This is a genomic window from Mucilaginibacter angelicae (assembly GCF_042434235.1).
Taxonomy (GTDB): Bacteria; Bacteroidota; Bacteroidia; order Sphingobacteriales; family Sphingobacteriaceae; genus Mucilaginibacter; species Mucilaginibacter angelicae.
In genome coordinates this window covers 605463-627790 of record NZ_JBHLTS010000021.1, presented here as the reverse complement: position 1 = coordinate 627790, position 22328 = coordinate 605463, and the positions used below count along the sequence as shown (strand labels likewise).

Here is a 22328-nt window from a genome sequence, read left to right as displayed (position 1 = left end):
TAAATGAAATGGCTTCACCGCTTTTTGCTCCGGTTTGGGTTCTACAGGTACATCATCGAGTGGACAAAATCTGTCATTATTCCGGGTTTCAGGCCATTGCCTTTATATACAGTTATTGATTTTTTTGTAAAGGAAATCACCAATAACTCGCTCATTAACCGGGCCTATGCATTAGCCTATAGTTTTATGCTGGCCGTTTTTCCGGCTACCATCTTTCTGTTCACGCTTATCCCTTATGTGCCCATAAAGCATTTTAAGGGTAACCTGATGATGGTGCTGGCTTCTGTAATGCCTACAAACGCCTATATGGCCTTCAGGGAAACCATTTTTGATATCGTAAGCAACCAAAACGGCAAGTTGCTTTCCTTCGGTTTCCTGTCAACTTTGTACTTTGCAACCAACGGCGTTATCAACCTTATGAAGGCCTTCAATAAATCTTCACTAATTGAGGATAAACGAAGCTGGCTTAAACGGCGCCTGGTAGCAACGGGTATCACGGTAGCCATCAGCTTTGCGTTATTACTGGCAATTGCCATACTCATTCTGGGGCAATCAATTATTAAGTTCATCCAATCGCACGTAGCATCTGAAAATCACTTTTGGGTTTACCCGGTAATGCTGTTCAGATGGATTATCATTGTAGTGATCATTTTTGTGACCATAGGCTGTTTGTACCGCTATGCCCCCGCGCATAAAAAGAAATGGAATTTTGTAAACCCGGGCTCCATACTGGCTACTGCGCTGGCAGTTTTAACCTCACTGGGCTTCTCCTATTACATCAATAATTTTTCCTCATACAATAAGGTTTACGGCTCCATCGGAACGCTCATTGTAGTCATGATCTGGATGTATATAAACTCATTAATTTTGATCATCGGGTTTGAATTAAACGCGTCCGTTGAGCTTTCCAAGCGCACAATTCGCATCGTAAAACCCCGATTTAATACCTTTCGGACGAAAAAAATCCCCCAAACAAAAAATTAACTTTTTGTTAATCAGTAATTTATATAGATTATTTAATTAAATTAAAAAAAGTGAAATTCAAATTTGGCAATTCGCCCCGGATTTGTACTTTTGTCCCCGGAGAGCTGGCAGAGTGGTCGATTGCGGCAGTCTTGAAAACTGTTGAACTGTGAAAGGTTCCTGGGGTTCGAATCCCTAGCTCTCCGCTGATTACATCAACAAAAATATCAAAAGCCCTTTAGTTGCAAAATTAAAGGGCTTTTTCTTTTACGTATCCATATCCTTGCCATTAAAATTCTTGGTCTTAACGTGTAGTGAAAACCAAATCACCATCGGCTGCTACATGTTGAAAGTCCACTTTGGTTTTAGGGGCATTGCTCAACAGTTTTTGAGCAAATTCTTTTAGCGCCTGTTGCCCAGCAGCAGCATGTCATTATCAAAGAAGATTTTATAAAAACATCCGATTACCAATGTTTAAAGGACTTGGTTTAAATATCATTCCAAAAAACGCATTCATATAACTGGAAAACAGTAACCCCCACCTTGCAGCAAGGGTAATAATTTTAGTTTATGGAGAACACTCCGAATTCTTTACTGTTTCAGGTGGTTGTCACACTTTTTAATAAAGGTGTCTAATGATAAAACGAAAACATGGAAAACGAATTTAAAGGTAAAACCGCCTTGGTACTTGGAGGATCAAGCGGAATTGGTAAAGCTACAACGGCATTGTTACTACAAAATGAAGCTGCGGTAGTTATTGTTGGTAAGAATCAGGTTAATATAGATCAAGCCGTTAACGAATTGTCTGGCAGTGGAAATATTAAAGGTTACAAAGTTGACTTGACAGATCGTCTGCAAACTGCTGATTTTATCAATCAGCTCGGCAATGATATAAGCCGCGTTGATTATCTGGTTAATGCTTCAGGTATTTTTAGCCCAAAACCATTTTTGGATCATACTTCTACTGACTATGATTCTTATCTTGATTTAAATAGGGGACTGTTTTTTATAACACAGGCAGTAGCCAAACTAATGGCTAATAATAAAAACGGCTCCATAGTTAATATCGGTTCAATGTGGGCAAAGCAATCTGTTAGGGCCACACCTTCATCTGCTTATTCAATGCAGAAAGCGGGGCTGCATTCTTTAACCCAGCATTTGGCAATGGAACTTGCGCAATATAATATCAGGGTTAACGCAGTATCTCCGGCAGTCGTTGAAACACCAGTTTATGATAAGGTTTTTGGAGGACAGGAGGCTGCTGTTGAAGCGTTAAAAGGTTTTAATGGATTTCAGCCGATTGGCCGGAACGGGAAACCGGAAGATATAGCCAATACAATTGTGCACCTGCTTTCTGAAAAAGCCTCTTGGGTGACCGGTGCCATTTGGGATGTCGACGGGGGCGTTATGGCAGGACGAAATTAATTTTTTAATTTAGATGCTCTGAACATGTCTTCTTCCAATACAAATATGATGAATCCTTTTTTAGTCGCTTATGATACCGATGAGGAGATGCGTTTTATAAAAGAGGCGCAGGAAGGATCAAAATCCGCTTTGGAAAGCTTGATTAAGCTGCATCAGCGATTTGTTTATAATGTCGCGCTGCGATTAGCACGAAATGCTGAAGATGCAGCTGATCTAACCCAGGAAGGTTTGATAAAAATGGTGACCAAATTAAGCCAATTCCAGGGCAAAAGCAGTTTCAGAACATGGTTGTACCGTATAGTTTTCAACCATTTCATTCAAAACCATGACAATAAGAGGAGGCTGGAAACAGCCTCCTTTGAAGAGCTCGGTGATTTTATCGAAAATGCGCATGCATCTGAAGAAATGAGTGTTGAAGAGCAGGTCATTTATAGCGATTTGATTGATGATACGAGGAATAAATGCATGAGTGGCATGTTGCTTTGTATGGACAGACAGCAAAGAATTATTTTTATACTGGGAGCTATCTTTAACATGAAATCTACTGTAGCTGCGCCACTGTTGGAAATTTCTCCAGAAAATTTCCGGAAACAATTGTCGAGAGCCCGAGCTGACCTTTTTCAATTTATGGAAAATAAGTGTGGATTGGTGAATCCGGCCAATCCTTGCCGTTGTCATAAAAAAACAATCGGATTTATTAAGGAAGGCAAAGTGGAACCGACTCTGAAAAAATTTATGCCTGAAGCTTTAGAAACAATCCGGTCGGTTTCACCTCAAATAAATGATGAACTTGACCAGTTGATGGAGGACAACTATATAGGGTTTTTCAAAGCACAAAATTATGAAAAACATGAAGTTGCAAATGAGATTGTCCGGTCTTTATTATTTAATAATGAGATTAAAACTATGTTCCACCTTAACTAAGAAAGCCTTATAATCCCGATAAACGATCACCCCCCTTAATATGTTAAATTTTTATCCGGTGTTAGGCGCGAATCAACGATGTCTCAATGGTTTTGTTTCAATAACATTCAAAAGGCAAAGCCCCGATCCGGGTCCTAATATCCCGCATGTTCCGGTTGCTTTTACCTCATAAACCAGCATTAACTAAACTATTGTTTTTAAAAACCATAACTCCCATTTTCTTACAGATTTTGTACCTATTTATGGCCCGCCATCTGTAGTATTGATTTGCCGGTTATGAAAAGGGCTTATCAATACTGCTTTAGATTTTTAACTTTGATATTATGAAATGGATCACCCGTGAACGTCCCAAGATCGACCGTATTGCTTGTCCCTGGCTGATCAAAAGGTTTATTGATCCGGAGGGCGAGATCATTTATGTACCATTAAATGAGGTGCTGATCAAAGCAGCAGAATTGGAAGCGATTCCCTTTGATATACCAAATGTAGAGTATAGCCATTACGAAGATCAGTGTTCATTTGACTATTTCCTGAAAAAGCACCGCTTAAAAGACGATGCTTTGTTTCGTATAGCAGCCATTGTTCGCGGTGCGGATACCGATCGCTTCGATTTTGCGCCGCAAGCAGCTGGTTTATCCGCCATATTTTTAGGATTGGCACAGAATATCCAGAACGATCATGAATTGCTGGAGCTGGGTATGAAAATATATGATGGCCTCTATACCTGGGCAAAGTATCTGTATCAGCAAAAGCACACACAAGAACCGGTGGGTCAGCTCTGGCTGGAACTGTTCAATAAGTTCCTTGAACAAAAAGGCTCTAAAAAGACACCTAAATGGGCAAAGGAAATCAGGGAAATGATCCAGGACCAGATCGATACCAATATGACCTTGAGTTTGCAGCAGGTATCCGAAGAACTGGAGATCAACCCGGCTTACCTATCCAGGGAGTTTTCCAAACATTTTGAGAATCTTTCTTTTGGAGATTACATTCGAAAAATGCGAATCGAAAAAGCAATGACCTTGATGGAAACTACCGATTATTCATTATCAGAAATAGCCTACCTCACTGGTTTTTCAGATCAAAGCCATTTTAACCGGATCTTCAAAAAACAAATGAGCATGAAAGCATCCGACTACAAAAAAAATCTGACCAAAAAGTAAAACAGGTTCTACTCTGGTAAAATTCGTTCTATTTTGGAGCCCGAAATTGCCATAGCATTGTACTTACAAATACAGCACTGGATTTCCAGCTATGAAATTTCCCGTTTTAACCGTCTTTCCAAAGATCAGCCTGATTATAGGTTTGTTCCTTTGTTTTTTATGGCCACACACGAGTTCTGCACAAGGTAAATCTTATCTTGATTCTTTGCTTCGGACCGCCACGGCCAACTATCCCCTGATCAAAGCGAAAAGACTACAAACGCAGGCCCTGCAATACGTGGTGAAGTATAAACAAAACGGTTTGATCCCATCGCTCAATGCCTCTTACCAGGTAGATTACGCTACAGCCAATAACATAACCGGCATGATCTACCCGCAATATATCATGCCGATAAGCGGGCCGCCCAGTAAGGGTAATGACTACAGCGGAGTGCCCGGAAGCGCCGCAGCGCTCAACCTGCAATGGGAACCCATCACTTTTGGCCAGCGGCGTGCCGAAGTTGATCTCGCTAAAGGCCAGTTAAAATATGGCCAGGCAGATGAAAACTTAACTTTATTTCAGCATCAGGTATATGTGATCAGTGCCTGGTTGAATTACTTGTTGGTTAGCAACCTGATCAAGGTTTATCAATCCAATATCGATAAATCGGCTTTTAACTTAAAGCAGGCACAAACCTTAGTGATCAGCGGCTTAAGGCCCGGAACCGATTCCTCCTCTTTTCATTCGGAATACACAAGGGCTGAAATGCAGCTGATCGCCTTTGAAAGACAAAGGGATTCTACGTTGATCGCTCTTAAAGAACTGGCCGGCGGTAAATTACCTGCCGGCCTTTCAGTGGATTCTTCGCTTTTTAACAATCTTCCGGTCATTTCTTTGACCGATACTTCAACAGCCGATCACCCGGAGGTGCAACTTGGAAAGGCTAACATCACTGCTAATGAACTGGCTTTAAGGTCACTTAAAAAAAGTATTTTACCCCGCTTAACCCTTTGGAGCACCGGTTATGGCAGAGGGTCGGGCATTGGTGCCGATGGTTCAGTCAATTCCAGCGACGGCTGGAGCTTTCAGCGGTATAATTATGGCGTTGGGGCACAAATTGCCTTTCCTATTCTGGAAATTTTCAGGCAGAAACCTCTATGGAAGCAACAGGAACTCATTACTGCATCCAGCCGGGAGCAGCTGGCGCAAACTGAACTGCACCTGAACACGCAAAAAGAGATAGCAGCATCCAATTTTCAAAAAGCGGTACAATCAGCCAGACTGGCGCCTCAACAATTCCATTCTGCCGAATATTCTTATAAAGCCATCCAGTCCAGATATAAATCCGGCCTGATCAATTATTATGATGTGATCCAGGCTCAGCAATTATTATTTCAGTCTGCGGCTACCATGAAGATAGCTTACTATGGTGCCTGGCGGGCTTTGTTGAATGAAGCGGCCTATAGCGGCAGCCTCAACCTGTTTTTAAATCAATACGGCAAATGAACATTATCCAGTTTCTATACAGCTCCCTGAGAAAACCGGTTACAATCATCGTGGCCGTCATTGCGATTGTTTTCTTTTCGGTTGTTTCTATCAAAACAATGCCAGTGGATATTTTTCCAAAACTGGGAACACCGACCATCTATGTTGCCCAAACTTATGGCGGTTTATCAGCCGAACAAATAGAAGGCTTTATAACCTCTTACTATGAATACCATTTTTTATATGTGACAGGTATCAAATCAGTAGAAAGCAAAACCATACAAGGCGTTACCTTATTAAAGCTCAACTTCTATGAGGGAACTGATATGGGCCAGGCCACCGGAGAAGTGGTGTCGATGGTGAACAGGGCGCGGGCCTTTATGCCGCCCGGAACCGTATCGCCTTTTGTTACCCGTTTTGATGGAGGCAGTGTGGCCGTGGGCCAACTGGTTTTCAGCAGTCCAAACCGGTCATTAGCCGAAGTGTCGGATCTGGCCTTATTCAAAGTCAGACCAATGTTCTCTACCCTGCCGGGCGTCTCTGCACCGCCGCCATTCGGCGGTAACCAGCGCTCTGTGCTGATCAAAGCTGATCCTAATAAATTGCGCAGCTATGGTATAAGCCCGGAAGAATTGGTTACGGCCATTGCCAAAGGGAATACTATCCTCCCGGCGGGCAACCTGCGGGTGGGTGACCAGATGCTCATCGCACCTCAAAATGCAGTAGTAGATAATATCCAGGACCTGGGCAATATTCCGGTAAAAACCGGCAGCGGCCCCGCTGTTTACGTGCATGACCTGGCACAAGTTGACAATGGCGCTGATATTACCGCAGGTTATGCGCTCATTAATGGCAAGCGTTCGGTTTATATCCCGGTAACCAAACGCGCCGATGCCTCTACCTGGGATGTTGTACAGAAGGTAAAAGCCGCTATACCGGATATGCAGGCTGCCATACCGGCGGATATTAAAGTTAGCTATGAGTTTGACCAATCGGGCTATGTGATAAATTCCATAAAAAGCCTGATGATAGAAGGTATTTTAGGTGCATTATTAACCGGTTTAATGGTACTGTTGTTCCTGCGCGATTGGCGCGGTTCACTCATTGTTGTTTTAACTATACCGCTGGCCTTGCTTTCGGCGGTGATTTGTCTGAAGCTTTTCGGTCAAAGCATCAATATCATGACGCTTGGCGGTTTGGCGCTGGCCATCGGCATATTGGTAGATGAAGCGACGGTAACCATCGAAAATATCCACCATCACCAGGAAAAAGGCGAACCAAAGGGCCGTGCCATTTTGGAAGCCTGTAAGGAGATCGCTTTACCCAAACTGCTGATCCTGCTTTGTATTCTCGCCGTGTTTTTCCCGGCTTTCTTTATGTCTGGTATCCCTAAAGCGATGTTCCTGCCGCTTTCCCTTTCGGTTGGTTTTGCTATGATAGCTTCTTTCCTGTTGTCTCAATCCTTTGTTCCGGTGATTGCCAACTGGCTGTTTAAGGATCAATCGGCAGAAACGGCCAAAGAAGGTAAACGCATGACCAGTTTTAAAGAAAAACATGAAAAACTGATCCATCGCCTGTCTTCGGGCAGGAACGTTCTGATACATGTTTACCTGGTGGGTTCAACAGCTTTAGTGGCAGTACTGTTTTTTACCGTTGGTAAAGAGTTGTTCCCCAAAGTTGATGCAGGACAGTTCCAGGTGAGGCTCCGGTTACCGGAAGGCACACGTATTGAGCGGACGGAAACGAAAACCAAACAGCTGTTGCACCTGATCGACAGCCTTTCGGGCGGTGATAAAATCGCTATTTCATCTGCCTATGTTGGCCTGGTAGGTTCAAGCTACCCGGTGAGCGTTATTCACTTATGGACAAGCGGGCCGGAAGAAGCTTTATTGAAGGTCAAATTTATATCTGGTGCAGGTATTAAACTTGATGATTTTAAAGAAAAGGTTCGCCAGTTGGTAAACAAGCAAATGCCCGGATCACATATTTCTTTTGAACCGGCCGACCTGGTGGAACAAGTGATGAGCCAGGGAACAGGAACACCGGTACAGGTACAGGTATTGGGTAAAAGCCTGGCACAGGACCGGGAGTTTGGAAAAAAGATTGTTGAACATTTGAAAGCTCTGCCATACCTGCGGGATGTAGCGTACAGTGCGCCGCAGGGTTATCCGGCCATGAAGATTGAATTTGACCGGGTAAAACTGGGGCAGTTAGGCATAACAGTAGAGGATGCCGGTAAATCTTTAGCTGCCGCCACTTCTTCCAGTCGTTTTACGCAGCCAAACTACTGGGTAGATAAAGCAGCCGGAACAGCCTACCAGGTACAGGTGCAGGTACCCGAGCTGATTATGAACGATCCGGGGCAGGTGGATAACATCCTGTTGAGTTCCAACAATGGCAAACAGGTATATCTGCGGGATGTAGCAACCTGGAAGATGGGCAATACTGAGGGCGAGTTTGACCGCTTAAATCAAAAACGCTTTATTACAATTACCGCCAATTTACAAGGCAAAGCCCTGGGTTCCGCCATTAATGATATTGACAAAATTATTTCAGCAACAGGTAAACTGCCTGAAGGCATGAAGATCCAGCAGCCGGGACAGGCTGAGGTGTTTTTACAAACTTTTCAGGAATTGCAAAACGGCATTTTACTGGCTATCGTGGTAATCTTTCTGCTGCTGGCTGTAAATTTCCAGTCGTTCCGCTTATCGCTGGTGATCATCGCGGTTATCCCCGGTATTTTAGCGGGCAGCCTGCTGCTGTTGTGGATCTGTGGAAAAACATTGAATATACAATCTTATATGGGTTGTATCATGGCTGTTGGAGTAGCGGTTGCTAATGCCATCCTGTTTGTCACCCAGGCAGAAAAGCATAGAAGTGAAAAACTAAGCGAACCCTATTTGCAAGGGATCAAAGACCGGATCAGGCCGATCCTGATGACCAGTCTGGCGATGATCGCCGGGATGGTCCCGATGGCTTTGGGCTTAGGCGAAGGCGGCGACCAGACATCGCCATTAGGCACAGCCGTTATCGGCGGCCTCATCTTTTCCATGTTTTCCAGTCTGATCATATTGCCTTTAATTTACCAGTCGTCCATCGGCAACCGCCCTGTACCTGTTATTTCCTTAGATCCCGATGATCCTGTTGGTAAGTATCACTTTTTAACCGAAAATCAATCATGAAAGCTATAAAATATCTATTCTTCATCCCGGCTTGTTTGCTGACAGCTTGTGGCGGCAATCCCGCCGAAAAAGCTGCTCCGCAAGGTTTGCCGGAAAAACCCGTGGTTAAGCTGATCACGCTGAAACTGGAACCGGTTTCCAGTAAATTGAACCTTACCGGTGAAATCATCCCCTTTGACCGTGCTAATATTTATGCCCGTACACCCGGCTATGTAAAAGAAGTGAAAGTAGACATTGGGTCTAAAGTTATGAAAGGGCAGGTGCTGTGTATCCTGGATGCCCCGGAATTAAAGGCGGTACAAGCCCAAAGCCAAAATAACAGTATGGGTACAAAGTCTAAATATGAATCCAGCAGATCAACCTATCTAAGATTATTAAAGGCGGCTCAAACGCCCGGTGCTGTGGCGGATAATGAGCTGGAAACCGCCCGTAACCAGATGCGGACGGATAGTTCGGTTTACCAGGCATCCCGTTCGGCAACGCAAGCCAATAAAGCTTTGGAAAATTACCTGGTTATCCGTTCTCCATTTAATGGCGTGGTAACCGCGAGAAACATCTTTAAAGGAGACTTTGTGGACAATACCGGTAAAACACTGCTATTCCGTGTGGAGGATAATTCATCTTTAAGGGTGGAGGTGGCTGTGCCGGAGGCTTATAATTCGACTATATTAAAAGATAATGAGGCTTCATTTACGGTATCTGCTAATCCGGGGCAGGTATTTAAAGCCAAGCTGGCCCGAAAATCAGATGCCATTGACCCGCAAACCCGGAGCGAAACCTGGGAGCTCACCTTTCCAAACACAAACGGCTTGCTGAAACCGGGCATGTTTGCACAAGTCGTATTACCTGTAAGCCGCCCTAAAGATGGGTTCCTGGTTCCTTTTAAAGCGGTAGTAACCACCCAGGAACGTAAGTTTGTGATTAAAGTAGAAAATGGTAAAACGAAATGGGTGGATGTTAAAACAGGCTTTACCGGCAAGGAAAAGACAGAAATAGCGGGCGATCTGAAACCCGGCGATCAATTAGTTGCACAAGCCAACGAGGAATTGAAAGAAGAAATAATTGTGCAGATAAAACAATAAACGGGAACAACGCTCAATAGATTAATGTTTCCCGTTCACATCGTATCTTTCTCAGGCCAACATGTATTTCATTTTTTTTCTGATCTAAAACCTGCGGCCTACAATGATCTTAACTATGGCCCTGTCCGAGTTTGAGGTGAATCCATAGCCTACCCCACCGTTGAACTCCCATTTAGGGTCAATATTTAGATCGGTTGCTACAAATAACTGGTGATCCTGTTGTTTAATAGGGTCATAATGAAAAAACGGGCCGGTACTGCCATAATATTCAAGTCCGAGCGCAACTACTTTTGTTACATCATAACTGCCCTTAACGTTAGGCGAAAAAGTAAAACCCCTGCCTTGATCGGGGCCTTTAAAACTCTTTTCCAGTGTGGGATTTACAGAGATATATAATTTATTCCATTTTTTATCTACAATAGGCCTTATCTCCAACGTGGCCGTATTGGCCGAGAACGCGGCTTTTTGAAAGCCAAATTCAGTCGAAATACTTACCCCTACCGGCCAGTTCCAGCTTTCAGGCGCAGCTACCCTTGGCCGGATGTGCGAACCAACGTAAGCGGTACGGCCAGCGTCGCCTATAGAATTAAAAAAGTAAAATCCGGTTTCAAACCAGGTTGTCCAACCGTGGGTGATCTCTATGGTTTCATGTTCAACATGATTTGTGGGGAGCTCGCCGTTGGTTACGGACTTGCTACCGCTTAGAGTATAGTTACTGTGAAGTTCTACCATGGTTTTACCTTTTTCAACAGTTTCCGAACCATAAACCTGGATTTCATAATTATCCTGTGCTTTAAGTTTCAGAGAGCAAAACGCAAGGATCAGCAAGCATAGATATTTCATCGATATTGGGCTTTAAAACGTATACAAATTGTATTCGTGTTAAAACTATCGCGGTAATCTGAAGCAAAATTGAAGTTGAAGGCTGTGTATAAAAAACGTGACAAACCAGCGACCCGCCTAAAAAGTAATGACAAATTTATGCCAGCCGGGCTCATACTCGTATTGAATAGTATAGCCGTAGAGCTGGCAAATGTTTTTGACCAGCGTTAAGCCCAACCCGGTACCTTGCGAATCTTTTCCTTTTTGAAAGCGCCCGAATATCTGCTGCCCGTTTAAGGCGGTTGCAATACCGGTATTCTTTATAATTAGTTGATTTGAATTTATATTGACAAAAATGCTCCCGCCAGCATTATTATGCCTGACGGCATTGCCGAACAGGTTATTTAACAATATATCAACCAGGTATTTACTGGCCAGTATATGCTTTGGCTTTAGGTTATGCTGAAAATTGATTTCCCGATTTTGCATAAGCTCCTGAAACTGGAGTATTTTTTCAATAAGAGTTATTTCAAGATCAATTGGTTCTTCTTCGGTGATCAGTTTATTTTCCAGTTTGGCCAATAATAATAACGACTGATTAAGCCGGCTGGATTTATTTACTGAACTGTAGATATCCGTAATCTGTGCCAGCTGCTCAGCGCTCAATGTTTCGTCCTGTATCAGAGTGTCCAGCTTGGTAGTAACAACAGCCAGCGGGGTCATCATTTCATGGGATGCATTCTCGGTAAACTGTTTCAGGTTAAGGTAGTCATGCGTTACCCTTAATGACATTTCTTTTATGGCTTCATTAAGTTCTGTAAACTCATCAACCTTGCTTGGCCTGCCTTTAAACTGGTCATGATCGGCAATATTAAATTGTTTGATCTCTTTCAGGGTGAGCTGAAAGGGCTTCCAAAGGCCGTTAAGCAGGTATTTATTGGTGATAAAAAGCACAGCGAGCAAACCTGCCAGCAAGGCCAGTGTAATGATGGAAATGAGCTCAATAAGGTTCTTTTGCCCGGCCCGTGAAATGGTGATCACAATTTTGTAATTATTGTCTTTCAGTTTCACCAGGTCTTCTACAGCGCGTCCTGCCTCTTTGCGCTGTTCCTTTGGGTTGAAATAAGTAGTATCAAAAAATCTCTTCTGTAGTAGTTTTTTGCCGGTCTTAACAAATACGGCATGATCCCGATCAAGATCATATTGCTGCGGGTTACCGTTATTACTCCGGCTGTATTCTTCAGCTTCCGTTAATTGCTGCTGAAGGCCACGATCAAGTTGTTGCCTGCCAATATAATCGATAGCAAAGTAATAAATTACAGCTCCGATCACTAAAACAGTCAGGGTGATATAAACGCTTGTCCTGGTATAATGCTCAGACAGTTTCATCAATCAGTGAATTTATAACCCATTCCGTATATTGACGTCAAATAATCCTTCCCGCCCGAGTCCAGGATCTTGCGCCGCAGATTTTTGATATGCGTATAAATAAAATCGTAGCTATCATACATATCCATTTCATCCCCCCAAAGGTGCTCAGCAATGGCATTCTTGGCAATCACCTTACCTTTGTTTGCAATAAAATATAACAACATATCATATTCCTTCCGGGTCAAAACGATAACTGTTTTATTGACTTCAACGGTACGCCCCTGTATATCGATAACAATTTCATTAAAAACCAATTTATTGCCTGTATTGAAAGCTTTCCGGCGGTACACGGCCATCAACCGGGCTTTGAGTTCGGCCAGGTGGAAAGGCTTGGTCAGATAATCATCTGCACCTACATTTAGTCCCTTTAATTTATCGTCGAGAGAGTTCCGTGCAGAGATGATCAGCACAGCTTCGTTTTTTTGCTGTGTGCTCAGATACTCCAGCACGCCAAACCCCTCCCCGTCGGGTAAGCCGATATCCAGCAGTACACAGTCATAATCATAATCTGAAAGTTTTTGCAAAGCAGGGGTCAACGCACTGCAGCTTTCACAAATATTGCCGTCAACATTCAAATAACTTGTGATGTTTTCACGTAAACCTTGCTCATCTTCTATTACCAGGATTTTCAATGCTTTTTGATCAAATTTAAAAACCGAAACTGAAGAGAGGCTGAAGTACTACAAACTTGCTTCAAAATCATCCGGTAATTTACCAACAATTAAATCGGGAAACCGGAAATCCAATTAACGTCAAAATCGCCATGGCAATAACCAAACCTGTCCGTAAGGACATCATTCACCAGCAACGCACAAAAAAATACTCAGCCCCATTGCGCTTTTGGCATTGGGCAAATACTATCGTTATCAGCGGTTCATTAGTTACCGTACTGATCAATTCCACTATTACCGACAAAAGGCCTGTATCTGCATTAGTTAAAACTGAACTGCAAGCATCAGGGGTTGTTATAACTGATAACCAGGCAGGTTCCGTGGCACACGCACTTGGCGACAGTGTATGGAATGTACACACCTGGTTTGGCTACGGGTTAGCCGGGTTACTATTATTCAGACTTGTGCTGGAGTTTTTTCAATTGGCCGATCAAAAGTTTATCCGCCAAATGAAAAATATTTACAGCCAGTTCCGGTCTACAAAAAAGCAGCGTGAACTTGCCAAACATGAGCTTACGGTAAAGGTAATTTACGCGGCATTCTATACCTTACTTATCATCATGGCCCTAACGGGTTTATTCCTGGCATTTGAAGATCTGTTAGCGCCGTTTAAAGCGATCAGGCAGAGCGTTAAAGAAGTTCACGGATTTTGCTTGTACCTCATGCTCGCCTTTATATTTGTTCATTTGGCCGGTGTGTTTTTAGCAGAGCGAAAAGATGGCAAAGGCATAGTTTCAGACATGATCAACGGCGGCGGTGATAATAATATTATTTGCCGGTAATCAGCTTTGCCATAATAAAAGCAGCCCCTGCCGCCAGCGCGCCAATAACTACTACCTTGAGCGCCCCGCTTAATGCCGGCTGACCAGTCATTTTACTTTTGAAATAGCCAAAAACAAACAGGCAGATGAGCGTTACCCCACATGAATAGTACAATGCTTGTTGCGCTTCGTTAATTATGATATATGGAGATAGCGGAATAATACCACCCACAATGTAGGAAATGCCGATAGTAACAGCGCTTTTAGTGGCGCGGTTTGCATCCGGCTCCTCCAGTCCCAGTTCGTAGCGCATCATAAAATCAACCCATTGCTTTTTATCTTTTGCCAGTTCATCAGCAATCTGATCCTGAAGCCGGGCTGAAAGGCCAAAGCTTGCAAATACTTTCTTAACTTCGGCTTTTTCCTGCTCGGGCAAACGTTCAACTTCATCATATTCCCGTTTCAACTCCGACCGATAGTGATCAACTTCCGTTCGGCCAGCAAGATACCCGCCCAACCCCATGGCTATAGAACCGGCAACTATTTCGGCAATACCCGCGGTAACCACCAGCCCCGACGAGCTGATAGCACCGCTTAGCCCGGCCGCAAGGGCAAAAGGAACGGTTAAACCATCAGACATACCGATAACTATATCCCTGATTGTTTCTGAACTTGTTACGTGGTGTTCGTGGTGCATAGCCATTTATTTAAATTTCATTGCTAAAGTTACAATGTTTGAATTTAAGCCGATTGAGCCCGTTAATACCTGCGGATGAATTATCTGATTTTTTACTGCATCCGATACAATTAATCAATGCAAATGAAGCGCCGGTAATTCCAATAGTTGAAAGAAATTCTTTTCTGTCCATAAAATTTAAGATTGGAGTATATCAATAAAACAATAGTATTGTAACATTCTGTAGTTGAGATGAAATCCCGCATGTTTAACAGATTGTAGCGTGAAAAAAACAAGAAAGAACCAAAACACATTTGATATTACGCCGGTAAAAAACCGGAGTAGTAAATGTTACTAAAACTTAAAGCAGCCTTTTTCATTACTTATCGCTTTGATGTTTTGTGGCAGCATGCTAACGGCCCTTTCCAACTGTTGGGTCAGGCTATTTAAGCCTTGAACGCAGCTATCTATCACATATATTTCCTTAATAAGTGTATCATTTATTTTACCTGCGATAGCTGATAACAGGTAAAAAAATGCAGATTTAATTCAAGATTAAAGGACAGCTTTGCGCCATATTAAATTAAAAGCGATGAATAAAAGCTTCTTTATCGGCTCAAAAAAGACAACAACCATTATTAAAAAACTAAATACCAGCCAGTTACTATTGCTGGCGTTTTTTTCATTTTCTTATCATAGCACATTCGCTCAAACAAAATCTGCTGTAATCAACATGGTATTTACATCAGATGCACATTATGGGATCAATCGTGCAAAGTTTCGCGGAGACACCAATGTGACCGGCCATAAGGTGAACGCTGCCATGATCAACCAGATCAATACGCTGCCGGGACTCAAACTGCCTAACGATGGTGGTATCAATGCCGCCAGGAATGTCGGCGGGATTGATTTCCTGGTGGAGGGCGGGGACATCACCAACCGAATGGAGCCCCCCGTTCAAAGTTCAGCGCTTTCATGGGATCAGTTTAAGGCTGATTACATGCAGGCCCTTAAGTTAAAGGGGCATAACGGGATGCCTGTAAAATTGCTCATGGTTCCGGGCAATCATGATATTTCCAATGCAATAGGCTTTTACAAACCCATGATCCCTATGAAAGACCCTTCGGCGATGGTAAACATTTACAACCTGATGCTCCACCCGCAAAAGCCGCTAACCAACCAAACTTATGACTATCACCAGGATAAAATAAATTATTCTATGAATATAAAGGGGATACATTTGCAGTTCATCACCCTATGGCCCGACTCTGCCGAAAGAATCTGGATGGCTAAAGACCTGGATACAGTTGCGGCAAAAACACCGGTGATCATTTTTACCCATGATCAGCCTACCAGCGAGTCAAAACATTTTACTAACCCCGTGCCTCCATACAGAATTACCGCTACCCTGAAATTTGAAAATCTTACAGAAGAGCGGTATAAAGACAGTTTGGGTATCGCAGGCGGAACATCGACAGACTTAGAACAAAGGGGCTGGGCAGCATTTTTGAAGGCGCACGCCAATATCAAAGCATATTTTCACGGAAACAGCAATTGGAACGAGTTTTACAATTATCAGGGTCCGGATCATGATGTAAACCTGCCAATATTCCGTGTCGATTCGCCGATGAAAGGGAAATACTCCGCCAAAGATGAAACGAAGCTATCTTTTCTGTTAATTTCGATCGACACCGACAAACAAACGCTTACGGCCAGGGAATGTCTTTGGAATACCGAACCGTTGAACACTGGCCAAAAGCCAATTTTTGGTAGCGCAGCAACAATATCCCTCAAAGTAAATTAAAAATCCCTCCTATTCCCCTAACCCAGCCCGGCAAGTAATTGACCGGGCTTTTTTTATGCTTTTCCGGCTTTACCTGTTTCCAATTTAAAGCTATGTCATTGGCTTTTCACAGCCAGACATCGGCCGGAGCAATCAGGAAACATTAAAAAAAGATTAACAAATCATACCAAACCTTCAGAAACGAAGACACAGTGTTAATTTAAAAACAACATTGAATTAAGAAATCAGCCAGGTTGAAAAAAATCAAAATGTAACCAGATTTGAGGCGATTTTTTGTGAATTAAAAAGAATTAAACGTCATATAGATGAATACTTTTTTACCCTTAAAATTTCTCTTCCTGCATTTTCGTTGTCTTACGAAATTTTTATCCCCGTCACCCATCACCATTAACAGGCACTCCGGGCTGTTGTCCGGATGTTCTGAAGCATGATACCTTTTGCATACACCAATCCCTGCTTTAATTAACCATACTATCACCATTATTTGATTTAGAACTTTAAAAAACACATTAATGAAATCATTTTTACCAGCCGCCAAAAGGCTGTTTTTAGTTGTAATTACAATGGCTTTCGGTCATTTGATTACAAACGCACAAACCATAAAAGGGACTGTTACCGATGCCAGGGACAAGCAGCCATTGATCGGTGCTACGGTACATATTGAACAGGGATCATCTGTATTTAATACAGGCGTACGGCTCGACGGGATTTATATGTTCAAAAACATACCTGCAGGTACCTATAAGTTACATGTTAGTTTCCTGGGTTATAAAACAACCCAGAATTATACAGTACAGGTAGAAAAAAACGGAACAGCAGTGCTGAACATTGCCATGGCGGATAACTCCACCTCACTTGGTGAAGTAGTTGTTAAGGAACATGCCAGCAAAGAAAGCGACGGGGCTGCCAGGAACACGCAAAAGAATGCTAATAATACCATGAACGTGATATCGGCAAGCGCTATTGCCATATCGCCGGATGTTATTGTTTCCAACGTACTTGGCAGGGTGTCAGGTATATCTATTGACCGAAGCAACACCGGCGATGCACAGCACGTGATTATACGCGGCATGGAAAAGCAATACAACACCACGCTGATCAACGGCATTAAGATCCCAAGCCCGGATAATAAGAACAGGTACGTTCCGCTGGATATATTCCCTGCAGATCTGGTTGAAAGAATAGAAGTATCTAAATCACTTACTCCTGATATGGAGGGTGATGCATCGGGCGGTGTGGTTAACCTGGTAATGAAAACCGCGCCTGATCATTTAAGAATTGAAGGCAATGTGGGCACAGGTTACAGCCAGCTATTTTTAAAAAGGGATTTCAGCAGCTTTGACCGAGGTACGGTACACAGCAAATCGCCGGGTGAGCTTTTACCACCACTTGGCTCGGCATCCATCAGCGATTTCCCGTATCAGAACCTGGTAACCCATAAACACAATGCTGCACCTAATACTAATGTGAGCCTGACTGTTGGCGACCGTTTTTTAAATAATAAACTTGGCGCAGTTTTTTCAGGAACCTACCAAAACTCATACCAGGGCGATAACAGTTTTGTAGTTGTACAGGAAAACACCGTAGGCCCGGCACCTAATATTAACACGCCAAACCAGGAAACCGCTTTTCAAAGTTCTTATGTGCGTCAGTATTCATCACAACTTAGTCGTTTAGGTACCATAGCATCGCTTGATTATAGGTTCAATGCCAATCATAGTATCAATTTATTTGGCACCTACCTTCAACTAAATGAATACCGGGTACGTGAAACAGAAACATCTACCTACAGCGGCTACTCTTACAAGGGTTATGTTGCAACCAACGGCATAGACAACCTTACCGAAACAAGGACAGATCAGCAAAGCATTTATAACATTACTTTAAAAGGTAAACACAGGTTAAGTAACGCCTTTTCTTTTGACTGGGCTGCAGCCACTTCTAAAGCTACGCACAAACAACCTGATATTGCACAATTTAAAACTACTTACAGCACCAGCCCCGCTGCAGGTGGTACAAATGAGCCGGCTCCCGGTGATCCTAACAGCTCTGTTTATGTAGCGCCGGGTATCATTAACGGTCCGGTTCTGGTAGGCAATGAATCAAGGGTTTGGACACATAATACAGATAAAGATCTTTCTGGGTACCTGAACCTTCATTATGATACAAAAATCTTCGGACGCAAGGCTTTATTCAGTGCAGGCGGCATGACAAGGCATAAAACCCGCGATAACTATGTAAACAGCTATAGCTTGCCTAATACAATTGATGCGGGTACCAACAACGCAGAAACATATACTTCAATACCGGCAGCTACTTTTACTTTCGATAACAATCCGGGCAATGCCAGGGGTTCGGCTTATAGTGACCCCGGTGTTTATACATTTACTGAAAATATCCAGGCAGGTTATGGTATGCTGAAATATTTTATCAGCGACCGTCTTGATGTATTATTAGGCGAAAGAGTAGAACATACAGATCAGAGCTATTTTTCAAACTTGCCGGCAACATTTCCGGGAAAGACAGCGGCTATTAATTATACCGATTATTTGCCAAGTGTAAATGCAAAATACGCGCTTACCGATAACCAGGCAATAAGGGCATCGTATTTTAAATCAATTTTACGCCCTGCCTTCGCCGATTTTATCCCTTATCCAAATACTACAGTAGATGATCCTTATGCCACTATAGGTAATCCCTACCTGCAACATACCGAAATTGACAATTATGACCTGAGATACGAATTTTTCCCGGGAGTTTTTGATGAATTTATGGCGGGGGGATTTTACAAACACCTGGTTAACCCGATTGAAACAGTGCTTTCACCCGGACAAAACGGAGCGGCCTTGTTCCTCACTCCGCAAAATTTGGGCACAGCCCGTAACTATGGTGCCGAGTTGGTGGCCAAGAAATTCTTTGGCAATATTGGTTTCTCCGTGAATTACACCTACACCCAATCACGGATCACTACGCCTAAAAGCATCGATGTAATAAATGTTGGTGTAACAACCCGAAACCAGACAAGGCCTTTGCAAGGCCAGGCGGCGCATATCGGTAACGTTTCATTGATCTATAAAGATCAAAAAAGCGGTATCGACGCCCAATTATCGCTTGCTTATACCGGCGAGCGGATCCAGGCAGTATCCAAATACTACAACCTTGATACCTGGGAAAAGGCATCAACCTTTCTTGATTTTTCGGCTCAAAAACAGCTTGGCGGTCATTTCATCGTGTTCGTAAAAGCCAACAACCTGCTAAATACCCCATACCAGTTGTTCATTAAGCAAAACAATGCCAACAACTATTCAAGTATCATGAAATACGCCCACCAGGAAAGCCCGAACTATACAACGGTTCAGTATGATGAATACTTTGCACGCTACAGCCTGGGAATGCGCTTTAAATTCCAATAACCCAATAAAAGTAAATCAATTAAAAATTCATTCTTTAAACATGAAAAAGTTAAATCTAATTTCACTGGGCCTTTCGCTCCTTGCCCTTGCATCATGCAGCAAGAAAAGTGATAACGCGGTGGTTTCAACACCACTGATCCAGGTAGGTAAACCAATCAGCAACGCAGGTACATTAGCTGCAGGCAGTTACAAAGGCACCATGCTGGCCGGCCAGACTTATACCGTTGGCGGAGACATTACCATCAATGCAGGTGATACTTTACTGATTCAAAAGGGCGTAACCATCAACATGACCAACGGCGCTAACTTTATCGTTAACGGCGACCTGATCAGTGCAGGAACTAAAGACGCTCCTATTACTATCACCGATCCAAGTAAATCGAAAAAAACCGGCCCTTCAACAGCAGGTGGCGATGATGCTTATAAAGGTGGCTGGGGTGGTATCTACTGTAGCAATACCAGTAAACTGGTAGTTATTAAATGGACTCATCTTGACTTTGGCGGCGCAGCTTTAAAAGCACTTCCTTTCCCTGCAAGCGCGGGCCTTGCAGCAGGCAATCAGTACATCCTGTTTTTTGAAAACCCAACAGGTGTATTTATCCTGGAAGATTCATGGTTATATGGTTCGCCTGATGACGCAACCCGTTTTTACGGAGGTTACCTAAATATCATGCGTAACACCATGGAAAAATGCGGTGGTGTTGGCGGCGACGGTTTCAATGCTAAAGGCAGTTCTGCAGGTAATATGGCTTATAACCTGATCATTGGCGGTGCTACAAACGGCACCAAAACAGCAAGTGATGGTACAACTGCAGGCCCTTGCCAGTTTTCAATATATAACAATACCTATGTGAACGACGGGTTCAGAAACACAGGTGTTTACGGTGCAAGAAGTGGTTCTGTTGAGATCGAAAATAACTCAAGGGCTTTGGTTTATAACAACCTGATTGTTGATTGTAATTTTGGTGTGCGTATAGCCGGTGGCCCGGGTGGTGCTAAAGTTTACCTGGCCGATACTACACTTAACGCATCTGCCCTATTCCCTAAAACTTCTTACGGTTACAATTATTACTATGCCGATAATACAGCTATCGCAAACCAATTTGTTCCAACAAGCGTTGCCCAGGCTGTTGTAACACATCCACAAGCAACTGATATCCCGAATATGGCTGCTTTCCTTGGCGCAACTTATACCTTCGGAAAAGTTTATGACGGCAGTTCATTGGTTGGCAAAAATAACCCAATGTTTGTGAACTATACATTACCGGCTACTGCTGATTTCTGGGTAACACAAGCATCTGTTGATAGCTATAACTTCCACCTTCAGGCTGGTTCACCGGCGGCGGGTAAAGGTACAACCAGCGCTACCCTGGTTAAACCTATTACTGCTAACATCCCGGTTGACCCTACTTTCGGTTCAAGCGAAATCACACTTCCGGGTGCTGATATGGGCTGTTATCAATTAAACGGAAACGGTAACCACCATTAATAAATAATACACGGCCATAAACCGTTAAAAGAACATAACAGCCCGCTTAATATATATGAAAACTAAATTCACCAAAACCGGGCTGTTATGTTTCTTTTTAGCTGCCTCCTTCTCTTGTAAAAAGTCAGGAAATATTACGGCAGCAGTAAAAGATACCACATCGGTAACGCCTCCTCCAGCCGTTGTATCATTCCCAACACCAAGCTATGACCCATCATCGCTTGACACCACCCTCCTGTTTAACTCCACTCCTGTTACCAGCAATCTCGTTCGTACAGATCTCCTTGAAATTTCAGGTGTCGCTGCAAGCCGGGTTAACCCGGGGATCCTCTATATACACAATGATAGCGGCAACACCAACCAGGTATTTTTAACCGATAAAAACGGGGCTGATAAAGGCACGCTTACACTAAATGGAACAGGGAACCGCGACTGGGAAGATATTGCCGTTGGGCCAGGGCCTGTAGCCGGAAAAAGCTATGTTTATGTTGCTGATATTGGAGATAACAAAGCCATCTATCAATCGGTATTTATTTACCGTTTTATTGAACCCGATCTGAGCCAGAACACGGCACCTGTAAACCTGAACATAACAGCCATCGACCGCATAGAGCTCAAATATCCAGACGGTCCAAAGAATGCTGAAACGCTGATGATTGATCCATTGACCAGGGATCTTTACATAGCGAGTAAGGAAAGCAACACATCAAAAATTTACGTAGCCCGTTATCCGCAGGATATTGCATCGGTGGGCACTATGGCACCCGTTGTACAACTGTATTTCAATAAGGCTACCGGCGGGGATATTTCTGCAGACGGCAGCGAAATCCTGCTAAGAAGTAATGAAGTGATCTGGTACTGGAAACTACCCGCAGGTGCAAAAATAGATGCGGCATTGACTGGTAAACCACAGCATGCCCCATATGCCAACAACGAACCACAAGGAGAAGGCATTTGTTTCGCAGCCGACGGCTCCGGATATTTTACCAATACCGAAGTGAGGGACTACCTGGGCAAATTAGCCACTATTTCATTTTACAAAAGAAAATAAGCCTTT

16 protein-coding genes and 1 tRNA gene are annotated in these 22328 nt (G+C 43.3%); 13 read left to right on the top strand and 4 right to left on the bottom strand.

What is annotated here, in order from left to right; translation table 11 throughout:
* Window positions 1-3 precede the first annotated feature (3 nt).
* The 8 genes from ACFFGT_RS12095 (at window position 4) to ACFFGT_RS12060 (ending at window position 10204) form a co-directional block, all read left to right on the top strand.
* Window positions 4-984, top strand: a complete 981-nt coding sequence (locus tag ACFFGT_RS12095; RefSeq protein ID WP_377022793.1) for a YihY/virulence factor BrkB family protein — start codon at window positions 4-6, stop codon at window positions 982-984.
* A 98-nt stretch (window positions 985-1082) separates the two neighbouring features.
* Window positions 1083-1169: transfer RNA gene (locus ACFFGT_RS12090), tRNA-Ser, on the top strand.
* A gap of 445 nt (window positions 1170-1614) precedes the next feature.
* Window positions 1615-2388, top strand: a complete 774-nt coding sequence (locus ACFFGT_RS12085; RefSeq protein WP_377022792.1) for an SDR family NAD(P)-dependent oxidoreductase — start codon at window positions 1615-1617, stop codon at window positions 2386-2388.
* A gap of 45 nt (window positions 2389-2433) precedes the next feature.
* Window positions 2434-3312, top strand: a complete 879-nt coding sequence (locus ACFFGT_RS12080) for an RNA polymerase sigma factor (RefSeq protein WP_377022791.1) — start codon at window positions 2434-2436, stop codon at window positions 3310-3312.
* Window positions 3313-3635: 323 nt separating this feature from the next.
* The gene (locus ACFFGT_RS12075) at window positions 3636-4475 is read left to right on the top strand and encodes a chromate resistance protein ChrB domain-containing protein (RefSeq protein WP_377022790.1); all 840 of its coding nucleotides are present in this window, start codon (window positions 3636-3638) and stop codon (window positions 4473-4475) included.
* 205 nt (window positions 4476-4680) lie between these two features.
* Complete coding sequence (locus ACFFGT_RS12070; RefSeq protein ID WP_377022789.1) at window positions 4681-5961, top strand: TolC family protein; 1281 nt, start codon at window positions 4681-4683, stop codon at window positions 5959-5961.
* Complete coding sequence (locus tag ACFFGT_RS12065; protein ID WP_377022788.1) at window positions 5958-9122, top strand: efflux RND transporter permease subunit; 3165 nt, start codon at window positions 5958-5960, stop codon at window positions 9120-9122. The genes ACFFGT_RS12070 and ACFFGT_RS12065 overlap by 4 nt, the downstream gene beginning before the upstream one ends.
* Window positions 9119-10204: an efflux RND transporter periplasmic adaptor subunit gene (locus ACFFGT_RS12060; RefSeq protein ID WP_377022787.1), complete on the top strand. Its 1086-nt coding sequence runs from the start codon at window positions 9119-9121 to the stop codon at window positions 10202-10204. Before ACFFGT_RS12065 ends, ACFFGT_RS12060 begins: the two co-directional genes overlap by 4 nt.
* A gap of 84 nt (window positions 10205-10288) precedes the next feature.
* Here the strand turns inward: ACFFGT_RS12060 and ACFFGT_RS12055 are convergent, their stop codons facing one another.
* From ACFFGT_RS12055 to ACFFGT_RS12045, 3 genes are all read right to left on the bottom strand, one after another.
* Window positions 10289-11047 (bottom strand): hypothetical protein, encoded by a 759-nt coding sequence (locus tag ACFFGT_RS12055; protein WP_377022786.1) that lies wholly within the window; start codon window positions 11045-11047, stop codon window positions 10289-10291.
* A 117-nt stretch (window positions 11048-11164) separates the two neighbouring features.
* The gene (locus ACFFGT_RS12050) at window positions 11165-12415 is read right to left on the bottom strand and encodes a sensor histidine kinase (RefSeq protein ID WP_377022785.1); all 1251 of its coding nucleotides are present in this window, start codon (window positions 12413-12415) and stop codon (window positions 11165-11167) included.
* Window positions 12415-13089: a response regulator transcription factor gene (locus ACFFGT_RS12045; protein ID WP_377022784.1), complete on the bottom strand. Its 675-nt coding sequence runs from the start codon at window positions 13087-13089 to the stop codon at window positions 12415-12417. The genes ACFFGT_RS12050 and ACFFGT_RS12045 overlap by 1 nt, the downstream gene beginning before the upstream one ends.
* 131 nt (window positions 13090-13220) lie before the next feature.
* Here ACFFGT_RS12045 and ACFFGT_RS12040 point away from each other — a divergent pair, with 131 nt between their 5' ends.
* Window positions 13221-13910 carry a cytochrome b/b6 domain-containing protein gene (locus tag ACFFGT_RS12040; RefSeq protein WP_377022783.1) on the top strand — a complete coding sequence of 230 codons (690 nt, stop codon included), beginning with the start codon at window positions 13221-13223 and terminating at the stop codon, window positions 13908-13910.
* On the opposite strand, the gene ACFFGT_RS12035 is transcribed toward ACFFGT_RS12040, so the two are convergent.
* Complete coding sequence (locus ACFFGT_RS12035) at window positions 13897-14586, bottom strand: VIT1/CCC1 transporter family protein (RefSeq protein ID WP_377022782.1); 690 nt, start codon at window positions 14584-14586, stop codon at window positions 13897-13899. The two genes, ACFFGT_RS12040 and ACFFGT_RS12035, sit on opposite strands and share 14 nt — an antisense overlap.
* Before the next feature lie 571 nt (window positions 14587-15157).
* Between ACFFGT_RS12035 and ACFFGT_RS12030 the strand changes: the two genes are divergently transcribed.
* The 4 genes from ACFFGT_RS12030 to ACFFGT_RS12015 all read left to right on the top strand — a co-directional run bounded on the left by ACFFGT_RS12030 (window position 15158) and on the right by ACFFGT_RS12015 (window position 22322).
* A complete protein-coding gene (locus tag ACFFGT_RS12030; protein WP_377022781.1) occupies window positions 15158-16369 on the top strand; it encodes a metallophosphoesterase family protein in 1212 nt (403 codons plus the stop codon).
* Between the two features lie 512 nt (window positions 16370-16881).
* Window positions 16882-19782, top strand: coding sequence for a TonB-dependent receptor (locus ACFFGT_RS12025; protein ID WP_377022780.1), 2901 nt, complete (start codon window positions 16882-16884; stop codon window positions 19780-19782).
* Between the two features lie 40 nt (window positions 19783-19822).
* Window positions 19823-21271, top strand: coding sequence for a hypothetical protein (locus tag ACFFGT_RS12020; RefSeq protein ID WP_377022779.1), 1449 nt, complete (start codon window positions 19823-19825; stop codon window positions 21269-21271).
* A 55-nt stretch (window positions 21272-21326) separates the two neighbouring features.
* The gene (locus ACFFGT_RS12015) at window positions 21327-22322 is read left to right on the top strand and encodes a YjiK family protein (RefSeq protein WP_377022778.1); all 996 of its coding nucleotides are present in this window, start codon (window positions 21327-21329) and stop codon (window positions 22320-22322) included.
* Window positions 22323-22328: the final 6 nt, after the last annotated feature.